The organism is Clostridium sp. ATCC 25772, assembly GCF_001573875.1.
Lineage (GTDB): Bacteria > Bacillota > Clostridia > Clostridiales > Clostridiaceae > Clostridium_J > Clostridium_J senegalense.
Genome location: NZ_LFRG01000019.1, coordinates 1 through 15,922 on the forward strand (window position 1 = coordinate 1; position 15,922 = coordinate 15,922).

General features: G+C 27.0%; 16 protein-coding genes. 6 read left to right on the forward strand and 10 right to left on the reverse strand.

Annotation, left to right across the window (positions count from 1 at the left end; all coding sequences use genetic code 11):
• The first annotated feature begins 232 nt into the window (after positions 1-232).
• Together AZI32_RS08915 and AZI32_RS08920 are read left to right on the forward strand one after the other, a co-directional pair.
• Entirely contained in the window at positions 233-880 is a 648-nt protein-coding gene (locus tag AZI32_RS08915) for a metal ABC transporter ATP-binding protein (RefSeq protein WP_061995510.1), read from the forward strand.
• Positions 881-933: 53 nt separating this feature from the next.
• Positions 934-1,722: a metal ABC transporter permease gene (locus tag AZI32_RS08920; protein ID WP_061995511.1), complete on the forward strand. Its 789-nt coding sequence runs from the start codon at positions 934-936 to the stop codon at positions 1,720-1,722.
• A gap of 54 nt (positions 1,723-1,776) precedes the next feature.
• Here AZI32_RS08920 and AZI32_RS08925 read toward each other — a convergent pair whose 3' ends face one another.
• The 6 genes from AZI32_RS08925 to AZI32_RS08950 all read right to left on the reverse strand — a co-directional run bounded on the left by AZI32_RS08925 (position 1,777) and on the right by AZI32_RS08950 (position 8,149).
• Entirely contained in the window at positions 1,777-2,472 is a 696-nt protein-coding gene (locus tag AZI32_RS08925; RefSeq protein WP_061995512.1) for a nitrite reductase, read from the reverse strand.
• A 137-nt stretch (positions 2,473-2,609) separates the two neighbouring features.
• Positions 2,610-3,476: a ribokinase gene (gene rbsK, locus AZI32_RS08930; RefSeq protein ID WP_061995513.1), complete on the reverse strand. Its 867-nt coding sequence runs from the start codon at positions 3,474-3,476 to the stop codon at positions 2,610-2,612.
• A gap of 98 nt (positions 3,477-3,574) precedes the next feature.
• Positions 3,575-4,222: a site-2 protease family protein gene (locus AZI32_RS08935; protein WP_061995514.1), complete on the reverse strand. Its 648-nt coding sequence runs from the start codon at positions 4,220-4,222 to the stop codon at positions 3,575-3,577.
• A 246-nt stretch (positions 4,223-4,468) separates the two neighbouring features.
• On the reverse strand, positions 4,469-5,575 hold the full coding sequence (locus tag AZI32_RS08940) for a hypothetical protein (RefSeq protein ID WP_061995515.1): 1,107 nt from the start codon (positions 5,573-5,575) through the stop codon (positions 4,469-4,471).
• Positions 5,576-5,590: 15 nt separating this feature from the next.
• Positions 5,591-6,637 (reverse strand): phosphodiester glycosidase family protein, encoded by a 1,047-nt coding sequence (locus AZI32_RS08945; RefSeq protein ID WP_061995516.1) that lies wholly within the window; start codon positions 6,635-6,637, stop codon positions 5,591-5,593.
• Between the two features lie 138 nt (positions 6,638-6,775).
• On the reverse strand, positions 6,776-8,149 hold the full coding sequence (locus AZI32_RS08950) for a PhoH family protein (RefSeq protein ID WP_061995517.1): 1,374 nt from the start codon (positions 8,147-8,149) through the stop codon (positions 6,776-6,778).
• Positions 8,150-8,827: 678 nt separating this feature from the next.
• Here AZI32_RS08950 and AZI32_RS08955 point away from each other — a divergent pair.
• Together AZI32_RS08955 and AZI32_RS08960 are read left to right on the forward strand one after the other, a co-directional pair.
• A complete protein-coding gene (locus AZI32_RS08955) occupies positions 8,828-9,271 on the forward strand; it encodes a Fur family transcriptional regulator (protein WP_061995518.1) in 444 nt (147 codons plus the stop codon).
• Between the two features lie 103 nt (positions 9,272-9,374).
• Complete coding sequence (locus tag AZI32_RS08960) at positions 9,375-10,307, forward strand: hypothetical protein (protein WP_061995519.1); 933 nt, start codon at positions 9,375-9,377, stop codon at positions 10,305-10,307.
• A 137-nt stretch (positions 10,308-10,444) separates the two neighbouring features.
• Here the strand turns inward: AZI32_RS08960 and AZI32_RS08965 are convergent, their stop codons facing one another.
• The 4 genes from AZI32_RS08965 to AZI32_RS18955 all read right to left on the reverse strand — a co-directional run bounded on the left by AZI32_RS08965 (position 10,445) and on the right by AZI32_RS18955 (position 13,072).
• Complete coding sequence (locus AZI32_RS08965) at positions 10,445-11,620, reverse strand: hypothetical protein (protein ID WP_061995520.1); 1,176 nt, start codon at positions 11,618-11,620, stop codon at positions 10,445-10,447.
• 247 nt (positions 11,621-11,867) lie between these two features.
• The gene (locus AZI32_RS18410; RefSeq protein ID WP_157450877.1) at positions 11,868-12,071 is read right to left on the reverse strand and encodes a hypothetical protein; all 204 of its coding nucleotides are present in this window, start codon (positions 12,069-12,071) and stop codon (positions 11,868-11,870) included.
• A gap of 39 nt (positions 12,072-12,110) precedes the next feature.
• Positions 12,111-12,446: a hypothetical protein gene (locus AZI32_RS08970; RefSeq protein WP_061995521.1), complete on the reverse strand. Its 336-nt coding sequence runs from the start codon at positions 12,444-12,446 to the stop codon at positions 12,111-12,113.
• Between the two features lie 53 nt (positions 12,447-12,499).
• Positions 12,500-13,072 carry a hypothetical protein gene (locus tag AZI32_RS18955; protein WP_061995522.1) on the reverse strand — a complete coding sequence of 191 codons (573 nt, stop codon included), beginning with the start codon at positions 13,070-13,072 and terminating at the stop codon, positions 12,500-12,502.
• 545 nt (positions 13,073-13,617) lie between these two features.
• On the opposite strand from AZI32_RS18955, the gene AZI32_RS08980 reads away from it, so the two are divergent.
• A complete protein-coding gene (locus tag AZI32_RS08980; RefSeq protein ID WP_061995523.1) occupies positions 13,618-14,346 on the forward strand; it encodes a type II CAAX endopeptidase family protein in 729 nt (242 codons plus the stop codon).
• Positions 14,347-14,466: 120 nt separating this feature from the next.
• A protein-coding gene (locus AZI32_RS18005) for an IS3 family transposase (protein WP_157450878.1) occupies positions 14,467-15,803 on the forward strand; the annotation gives its coding sequence in 2 pieces (ribosomal slippage) (positions 14,467-14,860 and positions 14,860-15,803; 1,338 coding nt in all).
• Positions 15,804-15,922 lie beyond the last annotated feature (119 nt).

A 15,922-nucleotide genomic window follows, 5' to 3' on the forward strand; every position in this document is an offset into this window, starting at 1 on the left:
TACCTCATAGTTTTTTTGATATTATTATATCTAAAATTTAAATCTTTTGCACTAATTAGTTTTCAGACACACCCTAAATAAAAATTCATTATAAATTTTGTACAAAAGATTTATTTTTATTCAATCAAAGTATTATTTTTCAATTTATTTTTTCTTTTCCGTTTTTTATTACATATTTTGGATATAATTATAGTAATTATGTCTTTTTTAATAAGATGTTTGGAGGTTTTTTATGATTTCAATAGATTCATTATCCTTTTCATATAACTGTAACAAAAATTATTTATTAAAGGATATAAATTTAAATATAAAAAGTGGTAGTTATATTTCTATAATTGGTGAAAATGGCAGTGGAAAAACAACGTTAATTAAACTTATTTTAAATCTAATTAAGCCCAGTAAGGGCTCTATTTCTTTAAGTAGTAAAAATATATCCTATGTACCTCAAAGAATAACTAACTTAAATGCTGGTTTCCCTATAACTGTTTATGAGGTTTTAGATGTTCATAGAAAGGTCCTTAAAATTAAAGATAAAGATTGCATAATCAATGCTTTAAAATCAGTAAATATGTATAATTTCAAGGATTGCTTAATTGGTAGTTTGTCTGGAGGTCAACAACAAAAAATCCTTATTGCAAGAGCAATAATAAGTAAAAGTGATTTGATAATTTTAGATGAACCTTCTACTGCATTAGACGAACAAAGTACAAAAGATTTGTACTCTATTATTACAAAATTAAATAAAGAGGAATCAGTAACAATTTTATCTATAGAACATAACATTAAACTGGCTATTAAAAATTCATCTCATATTTTATATGTTAAAGATGGAAACGCACTACTTCATTCAACTAATGATAATCTTGATTTTTTATCATAAACTTTACAATGTATAATATTTATACATAAATTTTATTATTTTGGAGGATTAAAATGTTTCATTACGAATTCATGCAAAATGCATTTATTGCAGCTATATTTATATCTATACTCTGTCCTCTAGTAGGTGTTTTTCTAGTGTTAAAACGCTATTCTATGATGGGGGATACACTAGCTCATAGCTCTTTTGCTGGTGTAGCTATTGGTCTGGTAACAGGTTTTAACCCTATACTATGTGCTTTTATATTTACAAGTTGTTGTGCTATCTTAATAGAAATTCTACGAAATTATTATAAAAAACAGGCAGATTTAATTTTAGTTATAATATTAACTCTAAGTGTGGGAATTGGGATTTCCTTATCTAGTAGTGGAAAAACTAACACAAATATAAATTCTTTTCTTTTTGGAAGCATATTGACAGTAACTAAACAAGACTTATTCACTATGCTTATATTAAGCATCATTTCTATAATAACCTTATATAAGCTTTATAATAAACTTATTTATATAACTTTTGATGAAGAAGGTGCATCAATAAATAATATAAATGTTACTAAAATAAATTATATATTTGCTTTATTAGTAGGAGCTACTATTTCTGTTTCCATTAGAGTTATGGGTATCTTAGTAATCTCTTCTATGATTGCACTACCTGTAGCTACTGCTCTTCAATATCATAGTGGCTTTAAGAAAACTATGATATTATCTATAATTTTTGGATTTATAGATATAATATCCGGATTATTTCTTTCTTATATTATGAATTGTGCACCGGGAGGAACAATTGCCCTTGTTTCTGTACTAGTTCTTGTGATAGTTCTTGTAGTAAAAGGAAAGCGCTAAAAGACTCAGGATACTGTAGTGAATTTTTTTCTACTTATCCTGAGTTCTTATATTTTAAATAATATTATTTTCTTTTGTATATTCTAAATTTGCCTTATTTATAACTGCTTTTCGAAAATTCTCAACACCTATTTTATCTATAAAAAATCCTAACTTTTCACCGAATTCAGCTTCTTCTTTATAATAATCTAATATGGATTTAACTAATTCGAAAGCTTCATTCTCTGAAAGCTCTGATTTTATTACATTAGCTAATCTTTGATGATATCCTGAGGATCCACCTGCTGAAACTATAAGTTTCCCATTATAATCTGTTAACACCCCAATATCTTTTGAATACACACTACCACATGCATTTCTACATCCTGCTACTCCAATTTTAGTTCTATTAGGCATGTCAACACCGTGAAATGCATTGCTAATTTTCATTCCTAACCCTATAGTATTATGCTTAGATCTTTTACAAAATCCTGCAGGACACATTTCTACATTTTTTACTGAATATTGATTTTTAACTGCTGGCTCCATTTCTAATTCGTTCCAAATGCTACTTAAGTCATCTTCTTTCAAATTAGTAATCATAATTCTTTGACCTGATGTTATTTTTAAAACTCCATTATATTTTTCAGCAACAATAGCAATTTTCATTAAAGTTTTTGGAGTTAAAAATCCACCTGGTATATGAGGAGTAATAGCATATGTTCTTTTTCCATCTCTTATTTTTTGTAAATTACCATAATGACTACTCATAATCTTACAGTACTCCTTTAGAATATATTTTTAACTTATTATTAGTTTTATTAAATTTACTTTTATTATACCATTTTACTTAATTATTGTTTGTAACTTATGTTACAATCCTTAGAATTTATCCCATTATTTTATTTTTACAAATCTTTCAAATAAGGCATACCACCTTGTGCACCTAATTTAGTTACTGAGATTCCCGAACACTTAACACCAAACTCTATAGCTTCTTTTAATGCAAATTTATTAGCTATAGCACCTGCAAAAGTTCCTACAAAAGTATCTCCTGCTCCTGTTGTGTCTATAACCTTAACCTTCTTTGCAGGTATATTTACTACTTCTTTTCCGTCAAAATACCAAACACCATTTTCACCATTAGTTATTATAAGTTTGTTTGGATATTTTTTCAATTCTTTTTCCATAGCATTCTCTGTATCTAATACAACTTTATACTCATGCTCATTAGGTATTATGTAACTTACTTTGTCTACAATTTCTTTTGAAAGTTTAATTGCTGGTGCTGGATTTAAAATTATTTTTTTATTATTTTTATATGCAAGATTTATAATAAATTCTACTGTATCTAAAGGTATTTCTAATTGAAGTACTATAATATCACATTCTAATATTTTTTCTTTAATGGACTTTATATATTCTATATTACACTTACTATTAGCACCTGCAACTATAACTATTGAATTTTCTCCATCGCATAACATAATATTAGCTATTCCAGTTTTAATTTGTTCACAAATTTTAATATTCTTTACCTTTAGGTTATTCTTTTTCATAGATTCTAATAAAAATTCTCCATGAGTATCTTTTCCTATAGCTCCAAAAAAATTTACATCTCCACCTATTCGTGATGCAGCAACTGCTTGATTTAAACCCTTTCCACCTTCACCTATAAAAAAACTCTCTCCTATTAATGTTTCTCCTGGTTTAGGTAATTTGTTAGTTTTAGTTACTAAATCTGCATTGGCACTTCCTATTACTGCTATTTTCATTTTATCTCTCCTTATTTTTTTATCTTAATGTCATTTTTCATTTATATTATTTTATAAAAAAGGATCAATAACAATATTTATGCAATCGATCCTTTTATCTATAAAATAGAGAACGCTAATTTACTTATTGCTTCCATAACTACTTCTGTAGGATAACCTACTATAAAACTAAATATAGATTTACCTCCAAATATAGGTATTATTAATAATATAAAAATTATATTTTGATATCTATAAAATTGATTAGGAATCTTTAAAAATTGTTTAGGAAATAAATCCCTTATTATATGGAACCCATCAAATCCTGGTATAGGTATTAAATTTAAAAACATCCATAAACAATTATAATATGAAACCCTATATACTATAGTATTTAATATTAAGTGTAAATCTTCATTTTTTATAGGTAATTTAATTACCAATACTAAAAGCAACATAAAAATTATAGAACAAAGTAGGTTTGCCAAAGGTCCTGCTATTGATATTTTTAAATCATCCTTATAATAATTCTTAAGTGCACTAGGATTTGTTTGTACAGGTTTTGCCCATCCAAAACCAATAATTATCATCATAAGAAAACCTAAAAAATCCATATGTGAAAATGGATTTAAAGTTAATCTTCCTTGATATTTAGGAGTTTCATCACCTAACATAACTGCTACTTTAGCGTGAGCATATTCATGAAATGTAATAGCTACCAATATTGCTGGAAGCATTAGTACAATTCTCAATAATTCATCCTTCATATTTTCATCCCCTTCCTTCAAGTTTTATTGAACATTTAGCTAATTATTCTTATGTTATCATATTATAATTAATCATTTCAATAATCACCTAAAAAAAATTAGCCACCTATTTATGTATGTATAGCACTTTTTAAAATTCTATAATTCAAAGTACTTTTCACTATGTTCTTACAGTTGAATTTAAAAATAAGAGTAAGATTTAACCATCTTACTCTTATTGTAAATAAACTAATATTAAATATATTATTATTTTTTATATTTTATTACAGAAATATTTTGTCCATTTTTAACCATTATCCCATCATTTCTAAATGATAAAAACTCACCATTATATGTTGTAATACTTTTATCTATTTCATTTGTCACAGTTTTTCTTGTTTTATCATGAACATAAATTTTTCCTTCACTATTTATAAATATATTTTCACTTTTTGATGGGCTTGTCATTTTTATTTGTGTAAAGTCATTTTCATAATCATTAACAAATTCATTTTTTTCATCTTCTAACTTCTCTACATCCGTCTCTTCAGATAAATTTTGTTTACTTTCTATTGTTTTATAATATATACTTTCAACCAAATCATTCTTCAAACTACCAACATATATATTTTTTTCATTATCGGTACCTAGAAGTGTTAATTTGTCCACATCGTCTATATTTATTTCCTTATTATCTTGAGATGAATATATTTTGTTATATACTTCACCTTCATAATATAAAATATCTTCTGTTCTTAGTAATGACATGTTACTTATATATTTAGGTACAGTCTCAATCTTTGAGCCTTCTCCCATTCTATCAATTCTATAAATACTACTAACATTATCACTATCCACAGTTTTTATGTATGTAAGTCCTGTAAGTGTCGATAATTCTATATCGCTAACTTCTATATTTTCATCATAAACCTTAAAATCTTTAATTAATATTTTCTCATCCTTTTTTACATCATAAGAGGATACCATTAGTTTTATTCCATTATATCCAGAGTTTTTTTCTACAATTAACATTCTATCTCTATCCGGTAACCATTTATAATAACTAATTTCTGAATTATCTTCTAACTGTACTTTTTTTATTTTTTCTGACTTTATTTCCTCTACATATAAATGATTTTTTTCTATGTAAGATAGATATTTACAGTTATGAGAAAATTGGATTTTACTTGCATTATCAGATATTTTCACATCAACATCTTCATATTCTTTTTCATCTGTATCAAAATCTTCTATTTTTTTTATAGTTACATTACTAGCAGAGCTTAAAAACTTACTATCTACATAATAAAAGCCCAAAAATTGAACAAATAAAGAAATGACTATCCAAAGTGTTAATTTTTTTATCGCTTTCATATACTTCTCCTTGTCCTATCTTTCTACATATATAACGGATGGAACAGATCTTTCTCCTAACGAATCTGATGGACTGTTTATAATTTCATCATTGTAAAACATTGTTGATGATGATCCACCATCTAAATTACTTGCATTCCATGCCCCATATTCATATAGTATGTCTTGTACATCTTTTAGTGTGGCTCCTAAACTATTAGCCTGCCTTCCATCTATTACTAACAATAATATTGTTCCATCTCTTTTCTGCGCAATAGCAGTTCTAGGGGCAATTCCCCATCCTCCGTCACCAGAGTTTATTGCCTTTTGTCCATCTACAATTAATGCTGGTCCAAAACTTACAGCCTCTGTTACATTTTTTTGTAAAAGCTCATTAAAACTATATTTCCCAACAAGTAATACACCTTCTTGAGTTATAGCTACAACTTCTCTTTGTAAGTCATTATCTTCTATATCATTAAAATGTGTCTTTCCACCACTCATAATTATACCTGTAGGAATTCCTCCAGTGCCTGTCCAAAGTGACCCTGTAGCTTCATCTGTAAAACCACCACCATTAACGGCTGCAATAGCATTATTATTCATTGCTATTTCACTTGTTAATTGTCCTTCTGTAGTTCCTTCTGTGCTAAGTTTTGAGCTAAATCCTACTTTAACTCTAGTTGGGTCCTTTATTGTTAGTAAATATCCCTTATACTTACTTGTTTGAACCTCTTCTAATAATATAGTCTGGTCATTTTTATTTTCTACTTTGACACTACTATCATTTTTATTTTGAGCTAAAGTTGTAATTGCCTGCTCCTTCAAAATTTCATTTATTTTTTCTTCACTTAAAAACTTGGTGGCAATCCATTGGTGACTTAATGTAGTCATTGCTGTGGTAACTAATGTGTTTCTAACATTTTCAAATGGCCCGTAATACGCTATGTAAGGTGCTGTTGAACATGTAAATATTAATTGAAAAACTAAAAATCCAATTACTCGCTTAAATTTTTTCTTCTTTTTTATAACTTTTCTAGACTTTTTAGACTTGTTCTTGTTTTTGTTTTTGTTTTTTTCCATTATAATCTTCCTTTTAAAATATTATATAGTCAATGTTTAATAATATTGTAAAACACTAATATAATATCGTAGAAATAAAAAAAAATCAATTAAAATTCGATTACAAAATTTAAAAATCTTGTAATCGAACTTTTTATACTATAACTTTTTAGCAGCTTCAAATGCTAATGGAGATCTCTCACATTCATCAAATTTTAAAGTTATTTGATAGCAAAGTTCACTACCTTTCATTCTTTCTGATGCATAACATAACCCATTTGATCTAGAGTTCATAAAAGGATGATCTATCTGGTCTGGATCCCCTACTAAAATTAATTTACTACCACTACCAATTCTTGTTGTTATAGCCTTAATCTGCTTAGGTGATAAATTTTGAGCCTCATCTATAATAACCCAATTTTTCACTATAGATCTCCCTCTAAGATAAGCTACTGCTTCTGTTACTATTATTCTACGATCAAATATTTCTCTTACTTTATCTTGAAGTTCTTTTTCATTTTTGTACCTTTCAACTTCATCAGAATCAACTAATATTTCTAAATTATCTAATATAGGTCTCATAAATGGAGCTATTTTTTCTTCTTCTGTTCCAGGTAAAAAACCTATTTCCTCATCCATTGTTACATTTGGTCTACAGACTAATATTCTTCTATATTCACCTTTATTTTCCTCAAAAATTTTTTGTAGTCCTACAGCTAAAGAAAATAATGTTTTTGCCGTTCCTGCTGGCCCCTTTATAATTACTAATGGTGCTTTGGAACTATCTGTACATAATGCTTCTATCATAAATTTTTGTCCTATATTTCTTGGACTTAACCCCATTGGTTTTACATCTTTATAATAAAGTGGAACTATATTTTTTCCATCAAATCGTCCTAATGCAGTCTGCCTTGAATTCTCCATTGCATGCATCAATATAAATTGATTAATATATAACTCCGGCTTATAATAATCTTCTTTTTCTTCATCATATGCTAAAAAATCATCCTTAGTTATAACTCTATTTTTATAAAATTCTTCTATTTTACTTGATGGTATATAAAGTTCAATTCTTCCTGTATATTGTTTATCTTCTGACACCTCTGTATCATAAAAATCCTCACTTTTTATATTCACCGTATCTGCTTTAATTCTTTCAAATATGTCTTTAGTTATTAATATAACCTCTTCTCCGCTTTCTTTTAATCCTTTGCACACTTGTATTATTCTATTATCTGCCTTTGATTTATTCCATGAAGGTGGTATCTCTGTTTCATGATGGTTCATCTCCACTCTTATTTTTCCACCATTAGGCAATTCAACCCCTTCTATCAAAGAACCTTTTTTTCTTAAGACGTCTATCATTCTTCCTGCATGTCTCGCGTTTTCGCCTAAGTCACTTTTATCCTTTTTAAAGTTGTCTAATTCCTCAAGAACTACCTCCGGTATTACTACATTACCTTTTCCAAAAGATAATATAGCTGAAGATGAATATAATATAACGTTAGTATCTAATACATAGGTCTTTTTCACAGTATATGCCCCTCCTCTCATATATTATTAATATATGAGAGTTTTTTAATAAATGAATATATTATAAGTTAATTTTAATAATTTTATTTTAAAATTCCAGTAATATTATTAGTTTTTTAATTTTATAATTTTTCTAATTATTATTTAGTTTACAAAAAGTATTTTTTATCTTACATATATATGCTATTATTATATTTGTTGTTTTTACAAATTTAAAAGTATAATATATTAAAATTATTCAAATAATACTTACTACATATATAGGGAAACAAGCTCCAATTTAAATTTATTCAATAACTTTAAAATATTTTCATACAAAATGTAGTGTTGAATTCTAAGCGATTCAGAGCATGTCTCACTATTTGGGGTATCCAAGTTTTGAAATAAATGATTTTAAAAATTAATTTTAAATATACTATTAATTAACTTACCTACAAGTATGTACTAAATTTTAGAGTTATACAAAGTTTACAATTTATAGATTAAAATATGATTTTGAATCCCATATAATTTAATATCAATTTTTTATTTCTATTATTGTATTTCTCAAAAAAAGATTTATAAATAATGAATTTACATTATTTTCTTTTAATTTTGAAGTATTTTTATTCAATATTTATTGATAATTAATAATTTTTATTATATAATAGTATTAATCATAAAACGAGGTTGATAGTTATGCTAAATTTTACACAAATCTTCAAAGAAAAAAAATTAAAACTTACACCTCAACGTATAGCTGTTTATAAATATTTATGTTCTACTACAGAGCATCCTTCTGCAGAAACTATTTATAAAGCTCTGCAAGAAGACTATCCTACTATGAGTCTTGCAACTGTTTATAAGGCATTAAAAGTTTTAGTGTCTGTAAATCTTGTTCAAGAGTTAAATGTAGGAGAAGGAAATTTCAGATATGATGCATCCGTTTGTCCACATCCTCATATACAGTGCATTAAATGCTCTAGAGTTGATGATGTCAATGGAATATCTTTTGTACACTTAAATGATGATATAAAGGATTATACAGATTATGAAGTTCTTTTAAACCAAGTTTACTTTTATGGCTTATGTAGTGAATGTAAAAATTCAGCACAGTTAGAGGAAAAAAACGAAACAAAATAAACTGATAGCTTAAAGCTATCAGTTTTTTTGCATATATTTTTTTCAAACTCATATAATTCATAAATAGGAATGTAAAATCTATTTTTATTTAGGAGGACATTTTATGAGGTTTAAAAGACTTTTTAAAAATAAGCTACTATACTTATGTATTATATGTACAATCTTGTTTTCTATATACTTACTAACTTCAAATAATAATGACACTACGTTGCCTACATTTTCTCCTACTGTAAACAACTCAGTTATTAATGAGGACTTAGATGGCAATGGTAGTAAAGATGCATTATACATCAAGACTAATGATAAAAATTATCTGATTCAAATTAATTTAAATGGAGAAAATAGTTTAAGCTTAAACCCTTCAAAAGACTTTTCTACTTTAGGTGAGCATAAAAGTTATTGGCCTATGAGAATTACTATAGCAGATATTTCTAGAAACAATACTAAAGAACTATTTACTCAATCTTCAATTGGAGAAAATCCACTTCAAACCATTTTCATATTTAAAAATGGTTCTTACGAAAATGTTTTTTCAAAGGAAAATAATATTTTGGGTCTTATAGATAATTCAAACAACAAAACTCCTAAAATTATAAGTGGTAAATTTAGTAGCGGATATATGGATTTGCATAGTTATATTGTATCAAACAATTCTTTAAAAGAATTTCCCTATGTATATAAAAAAAATTATATAGGAGACAGTATTATATGTGATTTTATAAACTTGATTCAAAGCTTTCCTTATGATTCTCTAGAAATCCCTAACTACTTTAGTCCTACATTAAACGATAATTCTATAACTTATATTTATACAGTTGCCAATAACAATTTAAATTATATCTTTCAAGATTGCTTTTTTAAAGATATAACTTATGATGAAAAAGGACTTCCTAAAGATGTTAGTTGGACTTTAAATTTCAAGGGAATAAATCCAAATGACCCTAGCAAAATTAGAAATTTCACTTTTGATATCATATTAACAAGATTGGATGATTCTTTTGATTATAAAATTACTTCTTTAGATTTAAGTTGCTAATTTTCAAAAAAAAATTGGGACCATTCAAGGTCCCAAGGGGGATGGGGGGTAACTAAAGATAAATATCTTTAGTTAATGGAGATTTTAACTCCTATTACATTATATATGTTACCCATCCTCATAATTTTTATTCACTTTTATTTTTTATTTTCTTTTAAAAATTTTTGTAATAATTCTAACTTATATGGTTCTATTAACTGAATAAGTATTTTTATTATATCATAAAGTTCATCTTCACTAAATTTTCTTGATATATGTGATTTAATTTTTGAATTTTTCTCTTTTTCATCTACTTCTACTACATCTTCTACATCTATAATTTCACCATTGCTATTTAAATTTTCATTGAGAGAGTTTAAACTTAAATTATTCAACTCTAAATCTAATCCATCCAAATCAACATCTTGCATATCATTATTATTCAAAGTATTTAATACTTCACTTATATCGGCATCTTGAAAAAACTCTTCTATATTTGGCATATTTTCATTTATAGTATCTCTAGCCATGCCAAAAAAGTTTGATATTATTCCTTGAAATGCTGCTACATCATTTTCTGATATATTATTAAACATACTTTCAAATTCTGATTGCATATTATTTTGTTCTTTTCTCATAGAACTGTTATTGCTTTGATTATTTGAGTTATTTGAGCTTTTTTGTTTGTTTTGATTGTTCTGTGGTTCATTTTGATTCATAAAACTATTAACCATTTTAACAATCTCATTGAAATTAAATCCTGGTGGCATCATATTTTGAATATTAGGCTGATTGGAATTATCATTATTATTAAAGTTTGATCCTCCTTGATTTCCTCCTCCACCAATAAATGTAGATATTAAATTAGATAAAAAGTCTCCTTGTGGTTGTGATCCTCCACCTCCCATTCCCGTTAAAGCAGACAAAATGGACATCATTCCTTGATTTAGTCCACCTCCAAAGAAATTTGAAAATGGATTAGGTGGCATAAATTGTTGGGAATTTCCTTGAGAATTCATATTATACCCTTGACTATTTACATTATTCCATTGATTCATCTGAGGATTTGAACCGCTTATCTGTTCATTATTTGCCTGTGCTATATTGGGATCCATACCCATATTTGGATCCATACCCATATTTGGGTTCATTCCCATATTTGGGTTCATTCCCATATTTGGGTTCATTCCCATATTCGAGTTCATTCCCATATTTGGGTTCATTCCCATGTTAGGATTCATTCCCATGTGCATCTGTTGATTTATAGGACCTTCATAACTATTATAATTTGTTGAATATTTTTCTTCTCCTCTTCTTTTTTTATGTTTACCCATACAATCACCTCTTTACTTCTCAAACACTTCAAATCAAATTTATAATGAAATTCTACACTATCTATTTAAAATTTAATATTAGGCTAAGTTTTATGTATTTTTTTGTAATAATTTGTAATTGTGTTATTACTTTAAAAAGCAATCCATGTATTCACATGGACTGCTAAAAATCTTATCTTTCTGCAAAACCCCCCACCTTGGGCCATGGCTTTAACGCAATTTATATTTTATCTTTAGTTGTAAAATATTAACAACAGCAAATTGTTCTGTATGGGCTATATGCTACATTATTACTTGAACGTCTGCAAAAGCACATCCATAGCCACACTAATAAAATTATGGTCATTGTTGACCTTCCATCTCTACAATTGGTATTTAATAGATTTCCTTGGTTTAATATTACTATTACTAATAATAGTAAAAATAATCCCATGCCATTATTGCATCTCATAGTATCTACCCCTTTTACTCTGAATTTACAGATGCTAAATTATCTACAGCAACAACAACAAGGTTTGCATTTAGGTTTTTGTCTTTCTACACAACAAACTGGAATACATGACATAGTTTGTGTAGCTGGTCTGTATGGCATATATGGCATATATGGTCTAACATTATTATTCATAGTGTTATTATAGTTATTGCCACAACAACCTGAACACAACCAGAACAAGAATAATAATACTAATGCATTTCTTGATGAGTTGTCTTTACAGTTTCTAGTATTTAACAATCCCTGATAATTAAATATGGCTATTATCAATAATATAATGCATGGATTGCAACAGCTATTAGAATTTCCAAAATTATTTCCACATCCAAACATATTTATCCCTCCTTGTTAAATTTTACATAATCACTTTAAATTATTTTTATATTTTAGCAGAATCTTCTTCCACCAAATCCACATCCACAAAATAGGAAGAATATTATTATTATCCACCAGAACCACATACCGCCGAAGCATCCATTTCCGCCACCAAATCCGTATCCACAATTAGAAACTTGTTGTTGTGGAAGTATTTGTTGTGGAATATAGCAACAAACATATTCTTTTTTAGATTTTTTAGATTTTTTATTATTGCAGCAGCAACATGGGTCACAGCATGGTTCACAACATGCACATGGATCGCAACATGGGTTACAGCATGGATTTGGCATTGGTTGAGGCATTGGTTGAGGCATTGGTTGAGCTCCACCACATCCGAATCCATTTCCGCCACATCCACAGAAGCACCAGAATATTATTAATAAGAATACCCATATCCAAATACTATTTCCTCTTCTGTTTCCACATCCACATCCGTCGTTATTATTTCCACCACAGTTATGGTTGTGATTAGATCCACCTTTATCACATTCACAATTTGAGCTATATCCTTCTGCATTATTTTCTGTGTTTTCTCCATTGTTTAAACTGGAAATTAAGTTTAATAAAGCATTCATATCCATAAAATATTGTCCTCCTTTTATTTTAGATATATTTTTTATTTCTTTTGTACACTACATCTTATGATTTTTTTCCTTTTTTGACACTAATTTATATTTATTTCGTTAATTTTACATTCTTTTGTTTCTCAATTAATTCTTCTGTTTTCTAATAATATACTATTTACATAGGCCATATTTTGTTACATAATATTACTATTTTTTATAATAAATATTTTAATTAGAAAAAATTGAATCATAAAATCTGTTCTAAGGTTAATATATTAATGCTACAATATATTATAGATTTATTTTTAATTTAATTTTATTATATTGATAGGGAAACAAGCTCGCATTTGAATTTATTCAATAACTTTAAAATATTCTTATGCAAAATGTAGTGTTGAATTTTAAGTAATTCGGAGCATGTCTCACTATTTTAGGTATCCAAGTTTTGGAATAAATAATTTTAAAAGTCAACTTGGAATCCTAGAATTAAAAACAAATCAATATTTTATATTAGTCCATAAAGTTTAGCACAATTAATATTTACATAAGGGGTGTTTTTATTGTTATTACCATTAATTATTGATATTTTTATAATACTATTAGTGTATTTTCTTCCATTTATTTTTTTCATTTATAAGTTAGGAGTTGATTATAAAAAGTTCTCTATTTTTTCTTTTAAGTCCATTGTTATGATTATCATCTATACATTAGTAGTACTATTAATTCCTCCAATGCATGCTAATACATTGCCTTTTTTTGCAGTTGTATTAGTTATTATGTATATGAAAAATGAACGTGATAAAGATTATTTTAAGTATAATTTTAGTATTGGAAATACTAATTTCATCTTAGCTTTTAAATATGCACTTTTCAGTTTTGCTATTTCAATTATAGCTGCTTTAATTTGGGATATAATTTTAAAATTGATTGGAGTAACTGCTAAACAACAAGACGTAGTACAAATATTATCAGATTATACACTCCTTAAATTTTTGATTTCAGTTCCATCTACAGTTATTTTTGCTCCTATTTTAGAAGAATTTGTTTTTAGATACCTTTTCTTTGAGAAATTCTTAAATAAGTTTATTCATCCAATAATTTCTGCTATAATAACAAGTTTAATTTTTGCATTAATGCATTTTAGCCTAAGTGCATTTTTAACGTTATTTACTCTTAGTTTGTTAACCTGTTATTTCATGCATAATAAAGGATTTTGGTATTCGGTATCTATTCATATGATGATGAACTTAATTACTACCGTGTCGATTTTTATTAGTAAACTCTCTTAAACTCAAAAAAAACACATACTTTTATTAAAATGTACCCTATAGAGTAGACAATGTAAAAAAAGTCTATCTGTAGGGTATTTTTGTGTATAATTATAATAAATATGATTAGGAGAATATAATATGAGCAATAAATTATTTACAAAGAAAGAATTGAAAATATTATCTAAAAATAAATATGTTAAAAAGGTAAGCATAAAAGGAATTACATATACTGATGAATTTAAAAGTATATTTATCTCTGAAAATGAAAAAGGAAAATTTCCTAGACAAATATTCGAAGAATGTGGATTTGATATAGATATACTTGGAATTGAGAGAATTAAATCTTGTGGAAATAGGTGGAGAAGTGCTTATAAGACAAATGGTGTGTGTGGATTAACCGATACAAGAAAATCAAATTCTGGAAGAACAAGTGATAAAGAACTATCTATAGAAGAAAGATATAAACGTCTTGAGGCTGAAAATAACTTATTGAAAGCTGAGAATGAACTATTAAAAAAAATCCAGTATTTAGAAAGGGGGCTGAGCAAAAAGAAATAGCACTAGTATCTGAGCAAAAATTTATTATTATAAAATCAGTGCTTGAAAAATATAAACTTAAAAATATGATTAGTCATCTATGTGAAATATCTGAAGTATCTAGATCAGGATATTACAATTATTTTTCGTGCAAATCACAGGATTATAGGTCTGTACGTGATAAAAAAGATGAATTAATCCGCGATAACATTTTAAAGGCTTATAATTTTAAGGGCCGTAAAAAAGGAGCTAGGCAAATAAAAATGACATTAGCAGGTCAGTTTGGTATCGTATACAATCTAAAACGTATTAGAAGAATAATGAAAAAATACAATATTATTTGCCCAATTAGAAAGGCTAACCCATATAGAAAAATGATGAAGGCAACGCAAGAGCATAAGGTTTTGCCTAATATTTTAGAGAGAAACTTTAAGCAGAATATACCAGGCAAAGTTTTATTAACTGATATAACTTATTTGTTTTATGGTAAAAGTAAGAAGGCGTATTTATCAACAATTAAAGATGCTTCTACAAATGAAATATTAGCATACAATTTGTCTGAAAGCTTAAAATTAGATATAGCACTTAATACTATACATAAGTTGAAAAAAAATAGAACTGTGGAATTAACTAAAGATGCATTTATCCACTCAGATCAAGGTGTTCATTATACTAGTCCAATTTTTCAAAAATTAGTTAAGAAATGCAAACTAGGACAATCAATGTCTAGGCGCGGTAATTGTTGGGATAATGCACCTCAAGAATCATTCTTTGGTCATTTAAAAGACGAAGCATACATAAAATCTTGTGAAACTTTAGAAGAATTAAAGAAAGAAATTAATCAGTATATGATTTATTACAACAATTATAGATATCAATGGAATTTAAAAAAGATGACTCCTGTTCAATACAGAAATCATCTTCTCAACGTTGCATAGGCTTTTTTAAAGATGTCCTTTACAAAGGGTACATTTTATATAAAGTATGTGTTTTTTACATTTATTAAAATTTCTAAGTTGTTAATAAATATTTAATTTTATATAATCATAAATACTTA

Coding starts and splice junctions, on each gene's coding strand:
- AZI32_RS08915 (WP_061995510.1), top strand. CDS start 233: ATGATTTCAATAGATTCATTATCCTTTTCATATAACTGTAACAAAAAT.
- AZI32_RS08920 (WP_061995511.1), top strand. CDS start 934: ATGTTTCATTACGAATTCATGCAAAATGCATTTATTGCAGCTATATTT.
- AZI32_RS08925 (WP_061995512.1), bottom strand. CDS start 2,472: ATGAGTAGTCATTATGGTAATTTACAAAAAATAAGAGATGGAAAAAGA.
- rbsK (WP_061995513.1), bottom strand. CDS start 3,476: ATGAAAATAGCAGTAATAGGAAGTGCCAATGCAGATTTAGTAACTAAA.
- AZI32_RS08935 (WP_061995514.1), bottom strand. CDS start 4,222: ATGAAGGATGAATTATTGAGAATTGTACTAATGCTTCCAGCAATATTG.
- AZI32_RS08940 (WP_061995515.1), bottom strand. CDS start 5,575: ATGAAAGCGATAAAAAAATTAACACTTTGGATAGTCATTTCTTTATTT.
- AZI32_RS08945 (WP_061995516.1), bottom strand. CDS start 6,637: ATGGAAAAAAACAAAAACAAAAACAAGAACAAGTCTAAAAAGTCTAGA.
- AZI32_RS08955 (WP_061995518.1), top strand. CDS start 8,828: ATGCTAAATTTTACACAAATCTTCAAAGAAAAAAAATTAAAACTTACA.
- AZI32_RS08960 (WP_061995519.1), top strand. CDS start 9,375: ATGAGGTTTAAAAGACTTTTTAAAAATAAGCTACTATACTTATGTATT.
- AZI32_RS08965 (WP_061995520.1), bottom strand. CDS start 11,620: ATGGGTAAACATAAAAAAAGAAGAGGAGAAGAAAAATATTCAACAAAT.
- AZI32_RS18410 (WP_157450877.1), bottom strand. CDS start 12,071: ATGAGATGCAATAATGGCATGGGATTATTTTTACTATTATTAGTAATA.
- AZI32_RS08970 (WP_061995521.1), bottom strand. CDS start 12,446: ATGTTTGGATGTGGAAATAATTTTGGAAATTCTAATAGCTGTTGCAAT.
- AZI32_RS18955 (WP_061995522.1), bottom strand. CDS start 13,072: ATGGATATGAATGCTTTATTAAACTTAATTTCCAGTTTAAACAATGGA.